Origin of the sequence: Phenylobacterium sp. (assembly GCF_037138395.1) — a bacterium.
GTDB lineage: Bacteria > Pseudomonadota > Alphaproteobacteria > Caulobacterales > Caulobacteraceae > Phenylobacterium.
In genome coordinates this window covers 1-10,316 of sequence record NZ_JBAXIM010000090.1, presented here as the reverse complement: position 1 = coordinate 10,316, position 10,316 = coordinate 1, and the positions used below count along the sequence as shown (strand labels likewise).

The following is a 10,316-nucleotide window of genomic DNA, read 5'->3' as shown; positions in this document are numbered from 1 at the left end:
ATGCCTTGAGTGACGATCTATTTCCTACAGTGTCACCGTAACTCCTAGGTCAGCGCAAAAACGGAGGTGTGCCCGACGGCTTCACGGCTCGGGCGTATGACGATCTCTACGTCCTGCTCCAGGGCATTCAGGAAGCTCATCAGTTTCTCGACCGAGAAATGATCGAGCCGATAGTTGGCAAGCGCCGACACTTTGGATTGCGGGATGCGCAGGATGATCGCTGAATCCGTCTGTTTGAGGCGACGTTCTTTCAGCAGAGCGTTCACGGCCATCGCCAGCCGCGTCTTGGTCTGACGGTCTGTGGCGTCTGGGAGACCCAGGTCGGCGAAGACGTTGCCGGTGCCTTCGGTGATGTCATTTGCCACGTTTGCCTGCCTTGCCCTTCGTGGGCTGTTGGTAGTTGCTCTCGTAATGTTCGCGGGCGCGTTTCAGGCGCTCGCGAACCAGGTCGATATCCGTCTCCGCCGTTCGGATGCCCGAGGGCGACTTCTTCTGAAAGACGTGGAGCACATAGACCAGGCCCTCAAAGCGGACGGTGTAGATGCCGCGATAGGCGTTGCCCTCGAAGCTCTCCACGATTTCAAACACACCCGCGCCTTCGCCTTTCCAAGGCTTGGCCTGCGGGTGCTTGCCTCCTAGCTGGGCCAAGCCCAGCGCATAGCCCAGATCGCTCACCACTTCCTGCGGCAGCGCCAGCAGGTCGGATTTAGAAGACCCGATCCAATGGACGGGCTTGTCGTTGGCAGGCGGACGATGAACCATACGCTCACATTTATACCCAATTTGGTATAATCTAGCAAGTGAATACCTGGAAGGTCGCTCCAATCCCCTGGGGGTTACGAGGTTACGGTGACACTGTGCGAAACCCCATCCTGTGCGACGGAGTTCCTTCACCCTGGGGAGCCCGCCGATAGCCAGACTTGCGCGCGTCGTTGTCCCAGGCCTGCCGCATAACAAGTCCCGATGCCTTGAGTGACGATCTATTTCCTACAGTGTCACCGTAACCCCGGAACATCGCCGGTCACATGGAACATTGCTGGATTTTATGAAGATCATGGACTTGCGTTACGACTCTCTACTGAATATGTGGCGCAAAGTTTGTTCGGGCTAAGTGGCTCAGACAAATCTGGGGACACAATTCAGGATCGCAAGCTGAACATGGACTTCACGTCGAGTTACCAGTTTACACCGAACTCGACGGGCTATTTTAATGTAAAAAACCTGCTCGACACACCACTTCGCTACTATCAGGGCACCCGCAACTATCCCATCCAGCGCGAGATCTACGGTCAAACATTCGAGGCTGGAATACGCGCTAAGTTTTAAGCGTGCGGTGCTCAATATTTCGATCTTTACGTGCTAATGCTTTAAAGGATATTCCAATGCGTCTAGTTTCCGCCTTTGTACTCAGTCTAATAGCCCTCCCAGCGCTCGCTTCGGTCGCGTCTCCGCCCCTCTTGGCAGTCACAGGTGAAATCGTCGGCCCCGATGGCGGCTGGGACTATTTGACGTTCGACCCGGTACATCGGCGGCTCTATGTCAGCCGGTCGAACGGGATCATGGCCATCGACGTGGATAGCGCAAAGGTGACACCCCAATTGGTGGAGGCCCAGCGCACCCATATCGCTGTGCCCGTTAATGGGGGTGAGGAACTGGTAGTCACCTCAACGGCGGCTGGAGCGGCGATCATTGCTGATGCGATGACGGGCAAGATCCGAGCGACGATTCCGACTGGCGCAAAGCCCGATGGTGCCTTCCTAGAGCCGAGCCAAAACCTAGTCTGGGTATTGGACAATGCCGGGGGTGGTATAACACTGATCGACCCGAAGGCAGGCGCTAAGGTGGGCACGATCGCGGTGGCGGGGGCGCTGGAGAGTGCGGCCATGGACGGATTGGGCAAGGTCTTCATCAACGTGGAAGACAAGAACGAGGTTGCCGTTGTCGATATTAAATCTCGCAAGCTGGTGGCCCACTATAGACTCGCGGGATGCGATGAGCCCAATGGTCTCGCCTTTGGGGAAGGCCGTCTGGTTGCTGCATGTTCTAATAATGTCGCAAAGGTAATCGAAGCTGAGACCGGCAAGGATATTGCGACCTTGGCCATTGGACCGCGTCCAGACACCGCCTTTTATGACGTGGCCCGAAAGATGGTCTACATCCCCACCGCTGCGGACGCGAAGTTGGTGCTAATATCGCCGTCTCAAGCCAAGGTGGTGGGAACTGTTGCCACCCATACTGGGGCTCGCACTCAAGCGCTGGATCCCAAGACCGGGACACTTTACTTGCCGTCAGCCGACTATTCGCCGCCCGCTCAGCCAAACGGTAGGCCTCAAGCTATCCCCGGCACCTTCCGCATTTTGAAGGTCACCGCGAAATAGCGGCTTGCTGTTGAGGCGATCCCCATATCTCATTCAGCCGTAACGGGGTTACGGTGACACTGCACGAAATCCCCTCCTGTGTGACTGAGTTCCTTCACCCTGGGGAGCGCCCCCTAGCGCCAGGCGAAGACGGGCTGCTCCAGTTCCGTCACCCGGGTGACGCGGCCGGCGACCAGCTCGCGCAGCTGGTAGACCACCGCCGCCGTCGGCGCGTGAATCCGGTGTTCCTCCGAGATCCGCAGGCGGATCAGGGGCCGGTCGCTCTCGGGGATGGTCTCGAAGTCCACCGCATCCGGAGCGGCAATGTAGTCCAGCCGGATCAGGTGGGTCGAGGCCACCTCGGCTGGATTGGGCCGCAGGGCCGAGGCGTCCTGCAGCCAGGCCACCACGGGGGTGATCACATAGCCGGAGCGGGTGGGATAGTCGTCCAGCACCCCCAGGATCTCGCTCGCCGGCAGGTCGAGGCCGACCTCCTCCGAGAGCTCTCGCAGGGCGGCCTCCTCCAGGGTCTCGCCCGGGTCCAGGCGACCACCGGGCAGGGCCCACTGGCCGGAATGCGCGCGCAGGCTGGCGGCCCGCCGGGTGAGCAGGAAGGCGGTCTGGCCCGAGCCGTCGTCCGCCGCCGTCAGGGTCAGGGCCACCGCCGCCCGCTTCAGGTCCCCGCCAGCATGGGCGATGCGCGGGAAGGCCGCACAGGCCTTTGCCATCCGGGCGCGAAAGTCGGGGGTGAAGGCATGGGACATCCAGGGATTGTCCTAAGCCCTCCCGGGGCGCCCTGTCATCCTTCCGCTTCAGACGGGCGGCGCCGCAGAGGGGACCTTGATATGAGGCTGGATGGGAACCGGCGTCGGGCGGAACCTGGCCCAAGCTCGCGGCCGGCCGCCGTCTCCTATAGGCTGCAGGCCCAACGCCCCGGGAGCGACCCCATGTCCGAAGCCTTGTGTCTCCTGTCCAGAATGCAGGGCGTCGTAGTCCCGTGACCAATCGCCCGACACTTGCCGTCGGTGCCGGGGTTGGCGCTGCGGCAGCGGTCGTCCTGGGCCTGGCGCCCACGCCGCCGGATCCCATCCTGCGCCTCGTGGCCGGCTTCGATGCTGCCGCCCTGGTCTTTGTCCTCGTGTCCCTCTGGCGCATGGCGCGTTCGGATGTCGAACGAATCCAGCAGGTGGCGGCCCGTCGGGACGAGGGGCGCGGCCTGATCCTGGCGGTCGTGGTCCTCGCCTGCGTCGTCAGCCTGGCGGCGGTCGCGGTCGGCATGAAGCCGGACCCCCGGGATGGGGCCTCCGGCGAGGTCTTGCGGGTCCTCTTCGCCGGCGGAAGCGTCGCCATCTCCTGGTTCCTGGTCCAGCTGGTCTTCGCCCTCCACTACGCCCACGAGTACTACGGCGAGGGCGGCGGCGAGGCGGGCGGGGGCCTTGCATTTCCGGGTGGAGAGGCGCCCGACTACTGGGACTTCCTGCATTTCGCCCTGGTGATCGGGGCGGCCAGCCAGACCGCCGACATCAGTTTCACTCGCCAGCGGATGCGCCGCATCGGCACGGTCCACACCCTCGTTGCCTTCGTCTTCAACACGGCAGTGCTGGCCCTGGCGATCAACCTTATGGCCAGCCTGATCTCGTCCTGAGGCCGGCCTCGTCACCTGTGCGCCCCTGGCGGTCTCGCCCGGGCCTCGCCCTCGCCGGTGACCTTCGCTAGTCTGGGCCGGGAATAGGGGGGGAAGGCCTGATGACGGAACTCTGGAGTTGGTCATGAAGGCCGTCTGGTACGAGCGCACCGGCCTGGCTCGCGAGGTCCTGCAGCATGGCGAGGTTCCCTCCCCCACGCCCGGCCGGGGCCAGGTGCTGATCCGCATCCACGCCTCCGGGGTCAACCCCTCGGACGCCGGCATGCGGGCCGGTCCCGCCCCCATGGCCTACCCCCGCATCATCCCCAACAGCGACGGTGCCGGCGTGGTCGAGGCCGTGGGTCCGGAGACGCCGGCCCGGTGGGTGGGCCAGCGCGTCTGGTTCTACAACGGCCAGAGGAACGGCCGGGCCTTTGGTTCCGCGGCAGAATACATCGAGCTCGACGCCGACCTCGTCACACCCCTTCCCGACGCCGTGTCCTTCGCCGAGGGCGCCACCCTGGGCATTCCCTGCATGACCGCCCATCGGAGCGTCTTCGTCGCCGGACCTGTCCAGGGGCGGACGGTCCTGGTCACCGGGGGCGCCGGTGCGGTGGGTCTCTACGCCGTCCAGCTGGCCAAGTGGGCAGGCGCCACGGTCATTGCCACCGTCAGCAGCGAGGCCAAGGCGGCCCGGGCGCAGGCGGCCGGGGCCGACCTCGTCGTCAACTACCGCTCGGAGGATGTCGCCGCCCGGGTCCGGGACTTCACCGCCAGGGCGGGCGTGGACCACGTGGTCGACGTCGACTTCGGCGGCAACCTGGCCGTCACCCTGGCCTGCGTGAAGGGCAATGGGTCGGTGGCCTTCTACGCGACGAAGGGCGAGCCCGCGCCCAGGGTCCCGGCCGGGGAGCTGATGCGCCTGAACCTGAACGTCCACGGCGTCTACCTGCCGGTCAGCCCGCACGAGGCCCGCCGCCGGGCCCAGGCGGATATCCTGCAATGGATCTCCACGGGGCCGAGGCTCCTGCCGGTCGCCGGCCGCCATGCCCTGGCGGACTGCGCGGCTGCCCATGAGCAGGTGGAGTCCGGGACCAAGGCGGGCACCGTGGTGGTCGAGCCCTTCGGGTCGTGATCCCCCCCGAAGATGCCATCCGCGCCCGGCGGCGGCTGACCAACCGGTTTATCGCTGGGCGGGAGGCCGCGCGCCTCGGGCCGGTCTTCCTGCCCGCGGCGGTGGTGATCGCCGGCGACGGATCGGTGATCACCGGCTGCGACGCCATCCTCGCCGCCTTCGCCGCCCAGTTCGCCGACCCCGGCTTCGGCGGCTATGTCCGCACGCCCGAGCGCATCGAGGTGGATGCAGCGGGAGATCGCGCCGCTGAGCAGGGCCGCTGGACGGCGATCTGGAAGGACACCCCACAACAGTCGGGTCCCTACCTCGCGGTCTGGCGCCGGGTCACGGGTCAGTGGAGGATTGAGTCCGAGACCTTCGTGACCACGGCCTGAGACGACCCCTGCGGAGCCCCCTGATGCGACTGCCCACCCTCTGCCTTGCCGCGGCCCTTTTCCTGGCCAGCCCAGCCGCCGCAGCACCGTCGGCCGCGGAACTCCAGGGCGCGCTCGCCGGGTCCTGGAAGGGTGCCCTCGGCTACCGGGACTACCAGAACAACAAGCTCTATGAACTGCCCGTTCAGACCCAAGTCACCGCCATCGGCGACGGCGTGTCTGTCTTGAGGATCTCCACCTTCGACGATGGACCTTCGGTCGGGGCGGTGCGGATCACCTCGGCCAGCCTCTTCGACCCGGCGGCCGGAACGGTGACTTCGGCCACCCTGCGCAAGGGCCGCCCGGTGGAGGTCTCCACCGAGGCGGTGAGGCTGTCCGCCTACCGGGATCCGGTGCACTGGACCCTTGTCTATGAGCGAAATGGCCCGGACGGGGGCGGCGAGGCCCGCATCCGGATCACCGAGACCCGGGACGGTGATAGTCTCATGTCCGTCAAGGAGGTCCGTGCCCTGACCCCGACGGATGCGCCCTGGGCCTTCCGCAACCAGACCCGGCTGACCCGGGACAGCGGACAGGCAAGGCGCCCATGACCGCCACCCTCTATGGCATCAAGGCCTGCGACACAGTGGCCAAGGCCCGCGTCTGGCTGGCGGCCCGGGGCGTGGCCTATGACTTCCATGACTACAAGACCCAAGGCATTAACGCTGAACGTCTGGGCCAGTGGGTTGAGGAACTGGGCTGGGACAAGGTCCTGAACCGCGCAGGCACGACCTTCCGCAAACTGCCTGAGACCGCTCGGACCGATCTGGATGCGGCCCGGGCCATCGCCCTGATGGTGGCCCAGCCCTCCATGATCAAACGCCCCCTGCTCGATCTGGGCCATCGCCGGGTGTTGGGCTTCAGGCCCGAACTCTATGAGGGCCTGTTCTAGGCTTCGTTGGCATAGTAGCGGCGCATCAGGACCAAGGCCGCAAAGGCCCCGATCAGGGCCAGGAGCAGGGTCGCGGATAGGGGGAGGCCCAGCAGGATCAGTCCGGCAGAGGCAAGGCAGCCTAAGCTTGCACCAAGATCATAACCCCCCTCTGTGACCATGTGGAACCGCAGGGTACAGGGCGAGGCCTGAGCCATGTTGTAGATCGCCCGCCCCTGTGGCGGCGTGTAGAGGCACCCGACCAACGCCCCCATCGCATTGGCCAAGAGCGACATCAGCGGGGTCGAGGCCGAGGCGCGAAACAGGATCGCAACCGTCATGACCCCGATGGCCACCACTGCCGCGCGCCGTCCGTGCCCTTGATCGACAAACCGGCCGAGCACCAGTCCAGCGACTGCACTGACGATGGCTGCGAGCGCTATGGCCCCGCCAAAGGCTGTGAAGCTGAGGCTCAGATTGGTGAACAGGATGATCTGCCAGAGCCAGACCCACCCGGCACAGAGCCAGCCATCCGCCATCATCAGCATGAACCCCATCCGCGCCGCCTGAACCGCGCCTTCGGCCCTTTGCGCCACCTTGACCTGAGGTCCTGCGATCAGGGGGAGGGCTGAGGCCACCTGAATGACTGCGGCTATGCCAAAGGCCGTGGTGGCGCCGAGGGTGACGAGCGCCCATCCCCCCAAAACAGGCCCCAGTATGCTGATGCTGGTCGCCAAGGCCTCCCGGGCGCTGACCTGCTGGCCACGATGTTCGGCGTCCCCCAGAGCGGCGAAATAGGCGTGGTAACTGGTCCAATAGAGCATGTCGGCCACCGCCGAGGAGACACAGAGGGCCAGCAGATAGAAATTCATCCCCGAGACATGGGGCAAGATCAGATAGGGAACTGCCAGTAGCAGGCTGCCGATCATCACAACCGGCTTCAGTCCCCAGCGTTTACCTGCCATCAAGGTCAGGGGCCTCAGGCAAAACCGCCCCGCCAGAATGAGAGAAATAGACGCCAGGACCAGCGGCACCCTGATCCCGGCCTTCAACAGATAGACCGCAAAAAACACCCCTCCGACATTCATGGCCAAGGCATGAAGGCCGTAATGCAGGTTCAACAGATTGACGGTCTTATTGCCCAGGAACGACAAGGCGCGCCTCAGTCTCCGACTGCCGGTAGCGGCTGCCCGGGGGAAGGTAAGGGGGATTCGCGGGTTTGGGGGATTAAGTGTCCCTCTATCCCCCTCCCTCATCCTGAGCCTGTCGACCCCTGAGGAAGCGCCCCTAAACCGCGCACATCAGATACCGCACCGTCTTCTCCCCACCCGATCTCGCTAAAGCCTTGGGCTAGGTGGAGCCGGTCGGAGGCGAGGTTGGGGCGCGCGCTGGTCACCGCGCTTGCGCTAGGACGGATTGGCTGGCTGGCCCTTGGCTTGACGTCCCAGTACCGGGGCACGGCCAATGTCTTGGGCTGGAATATCACCGGGCTCTGGCGCATCTGCGGTTCGCGGCTGCATGTGCGCGGCGGTGAGGCCGAAACGAGCGGATGTTGCCTTCACCTCCAAACACATGCGCAGGCTGGGCACCCTGCACACCGTTGTGGCCTATGCCTTGAATACGGCCATTCTGGCCTTGACGATCCACCTGATGGTGGCCTTGGCCTGAAGCTCAGGACTTTCCGGCGAGGTCGGGGCGGGAGGCCAGAAACGCGGCTTTTTCAGCGGCGGTCAGCTTCCTTCCCGGCTTCATGCGCGACACCTTGGGCGTCGGCTTCGCAAATGTCCCGGGCTTTGGACTGCCCCCCTTGAGATCCGAGAGCCGCTTTACGGGAGGCTTCATGACAGCGCCCTCGAATGGGAATCAGGTGGTCACAAACTCGCAGATTTTGGCCCTTAGAACACCAGCTGCGTGACAGGGGTTTGAAACCGTCTCGGCCATGGGGGTCTGGGCATAATATCGCCGGAGCAGGATTAGGGTCCCGCTTGCCCCCAAAAAGCGCCAGCAGCAGGGTCTGGGAGATGGGCACGCCCAAATGGATCCGGCCCACGGTCCACAGGCAGCAGGCACCGCATCCCAGGTCATAGGCCCCCTCCGTCACCATGTGGAACGGCAGGACGCAGGGTGAGGCCTTGGCCAGATTATAGACGGCGGTCATCAGGGGCCGGCCCCGGCGTCAGCGGGGCCAGGGACCTCAGACCAGCGATCCGTGACAGTGCTTGAACTTCTTGCCCGAGCTGCAGGGGCAGGGGGCGTTGCGCCCGGTCTGCTGCCAGCCGTCCGGCAGGGCCGAGAAGGGCAGGGCCTGCCTCTGATCCACCGACAGGCCGTCCGGCAGGAGGCCCATCCGGGCGGCGTTCTCGCCGGTCAGGGGATCGAGGTGGATCTCCTGGAAGGCGGCGGGCGGCGGCTCGGGGTCGGCAAACTGGAACTCGACCGTCATGTGCCAGCGGGTGACGTTGTGGCGCAGGTCCACCAGCAGCCGCTCGAACAGGGAGAAGGCCTCGGTCTTGTACTCGTTCAGCGGGTCCCGCTGGCCATAGCCGCGCAGGCCGATCACGTTGCGCAGGTGGTCCAGGTGGGTCAGGTGCTCGCGCCACTGCATGTCGATGGTCTGGAGCAGGAAGCTCTTTTCGATCATCCGCATCTGGGCAGGGCTGATCAGGACCTCGCGCTCCTGGACCCGGGCATCGGAGGCGGCCAGGAGGCGTTCCTCGATCTCCTCGTTGGCAATGCCTTCCTCGGCCGCCCATTGGGCGACGGGGGCGTCGAGGCCGAGGATCGACTGGGTCTGCTCAGCCAGGCCCTCCACGTCCCACTGCTCGGCATAGGCCTTGGGCGGCAGGTGCCGGCGGACAAGGTCGGCGATGGTGTCCCGGCGCATCTCCGCCGTTACGTCCGAGAGGTCCTCGTCGGCCATGAACTCAGCACGCTGCTCGAAGACGGCCTTGCGCTGGTCGTTGACCACGTCGTCGTACTTCAGGAGGTTCTTGCGGATCTCGTAGTTGCGCTGCTCGACGCGCTTCTGGGCGGTGGCAATGGCGTTGTTCAGCCACTTGTGGGTGATGGCCTCGCCGTCCTGGACCCCGAAGGTGCGCATGATGGCGTCCAGCCGCTCGCCGGCGAAGATGCGCAGGAGGTCGTCCTCGCAGGACAGGAAGAACTTGGACCGCCCGGGGTCGCCCTGGCGGCCGGTCCGGCCGCGCAGCTGGTTGTCGATCCGCCGGCTCTCGTGGCGCTCGGTGCCCAGCACGAACAGGCCGCCGGCCGCGAGGGCCTGGGTCTTGAGGCCGGCGATCTCGGCCTCGAGTTCGGTCTTGCGGGCGATCACCTGGTCCGGGGTCACCTCAATGCCCAGGCCCCGCTGCTCGTCCTGCCAGCGCAGCACCCGCATGTCGATATTGCCGCCCAGCTGGATGTCGGTGCCCCGGCCGGCCATGTTGGTGGCAATGGTCACGGCTCCGGGAATGCCGGCGTCGGCGACGATCACCGCCTCCTGCTCGTGATAGCGGGCGTTCAGGACGTTGTGCGGGATGCCCTTCCGCGCCTTGCCGTCGACCTCGAAGGCGTGGGCGTTCAGCAGGGTCGAAAGGGACTCGGATTTCTCGATCGAGACCGTGCCCACCAGGATGGGCTGGCCGCGGACATAGCAGTCCTCGATCTGCATGAGGATGGCGCGGTTCTTCTCGGCTTCCGTGCGATAGACCTCGTCATCGTCGTCGATCCGCGTGACCGGCCGGTTGGTCGGGATTTCGCTGACGTCCATCTTGTAGATGTCAGCGAATTCCTGGGCCTCGGTGGCGGCCGTGCCCGTCATGCCCGACAGCTTGGCGTAGAGGCGGAAATAGTTCTGGATGGTGACCGAGGCGAGGGTCTGGTTCTCGGGCTGGACGTGCGCGCCTTCCTTGGCCTCGAT

13 protein-coding genes are annotated in these 10,316 nt (G+C 65.1%); 8 read left to right on the top strand and 5 right to left on the bottom strand.

What is annotated here, in order from left to right:
* Positions 1-44 precede the first annotated feature (44 nt).
* Positions 45-365, bottom strand: coding sequence for a helix-turn-helix transcriptional regulator (locus WCJ52_RS08470; protein ID WP_336902869.1), 321 nt, complete (start codon positions 363-365; stop codon positions 45-47).
* Positions 355-762, bottom strand: a complete 408-nt coding sequence (locus tag WCJ52_RS08465) for a type II toxin-antitoxin system RelE/ParE family toxin (protein ID WP_336902868.1) — start codon at positions 760-762, stop codon at positions 355-357. Before WCJ52_RS08465 ends, WCJ52_RS08470 begins: the two co-directional genes overlap by 11 nt.
* A 210-nt stretch (positions 763-972) precedes the next feature.
* Between WCJ52_RS08465 and WCJ52_RS08460 the strand changes: the two genes are divergently transcribed.
* The gene (locus tag WCJ52_RS08460) at positions 973-1,326 is read left to right on the top strand and encodes a hypothetical protein (protein WP_336902867.1); all 354 of its coding nucleotides are present in this window, start codon (positions 973-975) and stop codon (positions 1,324-1,326) included.
* A gap of 233 nt (positions 1,327-1,559) precedes the next feature.
* Entirely contained in the window at positions 1,560-2,378 is an 819-nt protein-coding gene (locus WCJ52_RS08455; RefSeq protein WP_336902866.1) for a hypothetical protein, read from the top strand.
* A 113-nt stretch (positions 2,379-2,491) separates the two neighbouring features.
* Here the strand turns inward: WCJ52_RS08455 and WCJ52_RS08450 are convergent, their stop codons facing one another.
* Positions 2,492-3,121 (bottom strand): CoA pyrophosphatase, encoded by a 630-nt coding sequence (locus WCJ52_RS08450; RefSeq protein WP_336902865.1) that lies wholly within the window; start codon positions 3,119-3,121, stop codon positions 2,492-2,494.
* A gap of 233 nt (positions 3,122-3,354) precedes the next feature.
* Here WCJ52_RS08450 and WCJ52_RS08445 point away from each other — a divergent pair, with 233 nt between their 5' ends.
* From WCJ52_RS08445 to WCJ52_RS08425, 5 genes are all read left to right on the top strand, one after another.
* Entirely contained in the window at positions 3,355-4,002 is a 648-nt protein-coding gene (locus tag WCJ52_RS08445; protein WP_336902864.1) for a DUF1345 domain-containing protein, read from the top strand.
* Positions 4,003-4,126: 124 nt separating this feature from the next.
* Positions 4,127-5,116, top strand: a complete 990-nt coding sequence (locus WCJ52_RS08440; RefSeq protein WP_336902863.1) for an NADPH:quinone reductase — start codon at positions 4,127-4,129, stop codon at positions 5,114-5,116.
* A complete protein-coding gene (locus WCJ52_RS08435; RefSeq protein WP_336902862.1) occupies positions 5,113-5,490 on the top strand; it encodes a nuclear transport factor 2 family protein in 378 nt (125 codons plus the stop codon). The genes WCJ52_RS08440 and WCJ52_RS08435 overlap by 4 nt, the downstream gene beginning before the upstream one ends.
* A gap of 23 nt (positions 5,491-5,513) precedes the next feature.
* A complete protein-coding gene (locus tag WCJ52_RS08430; protein ID WP_336902861.1) occupies positions 5,514-6,080 on the top strand; it encodes a hypothetical protein in 567 nt (188 codons plus the stop codon).
* Positions 6,077-6,421: an ArsC family reductase gene (locus tag WCJ52_RS08425; RefSeq protein ID WP_336902860.1), complete on the top strand. Its 345-nt coding sequence runs from the start codon at positions 6,077-6,079 to the stop codon at positions 6,419-6,421. The genes WCJ52_RS08430 and WCJ52_RS08425 overlap by 4 nt, the downstream gene beginning before the upstream one ends.
* Here WCJ52_RS08425 and WCJ52_RS08420 read toward each other — a convergent pair.
* Positions 6,418-7,329, bottom strand: coding sequence for a hypothetical protein (locus WCJ52_RS08420; protein ID WP_336902859.1), 912 nt, complete (start codon positions 7,327-7,329; stop codon positions 6,418-6,420). The genes WCJ52_RS08425 and WCJ52_RS08420 overlap by 4 nt on opposite strands.
* 601 nt (positions 7,330-7,930) lie before the next feature.
* On the opposite strand from WCJ52_RS08420, the gene WCJ52_RS08415 reads away from it, so the two are divergent.
* Positions 7,931-8,068, top strand: a complete 138-nt coding sequence (locus WCJ52_RS08415; protein WP_336902858.1) for a hypothetical protein — start codon at positions 7,931-7,933, stop codon at positions 8,066-8,068.
* Between the two features lie 526 nt (positions 8,069-8,594).
* On the opposite strand, the gene WCJ52_RS08410 is transcribed toward WCJ52_RS08415, so the two are convergent.
* Positions 8,595-10,316, bottom strand: a 1,722-nt coding sequence (locus tag WCJ52_RS08410) for an SEC-C metal-binding domain-containing protein (RefSeq protein WP_336902857.1), incomplete at its 5' end; no start/stop codon positions are given.

Coding starts and splice junctions, on each gene's coding strand:
- WCJ52_RS08440 (WP_336902863.1), top strand. CDS start 4,127: ATGAAGGCCGTCTGGTACGAGCGCACCGGCCTGGCTCGCGAGGTCCTG.
- WCJ52_RS08420 (WP_336902859.1), bottom strand. CDS start 7,329: ATGATCGGCAGCCTGCTACTGGCAGTTCCCTATCTGATCTTGCCCCAT.
- WCJ52_RS08455 (WP_336902866.1), top strand. CDS start 1,560: ATGGCCATCGACGTGGATAGCGCAAAGGTGACACCCCAATTGGTGGAG.
- WCJ52_RS08450 (WP_336902865.1), bottom strand. CDS start 3,121: ATGTCCCATGCCTTCACCCCCGACTTTCGCGCCCGGATGGCAAAGGCC.
- WCJ52_RS08425 (WP_336902860.1), top strand. CDS start 6,077: ATGACCGCCACCCTCTATGGCATCAAGGCCTGCGACACAGTGGCCAAG.
- WCJ52_RS08430 (WP_336902861.1), top strand. CDS start 5,514: ATGCGACTGCCCACCCTCTGCCTTGCCGCGGCCCTTTTCCTGGCCAGC.
- WCJ52_RS08465 (WP_336902868.1), bottom strand. CDS start 762: ATGGTTCATCGTCCGCCTGCCAACGACAAGCCCGTCCATTGGATCGGG.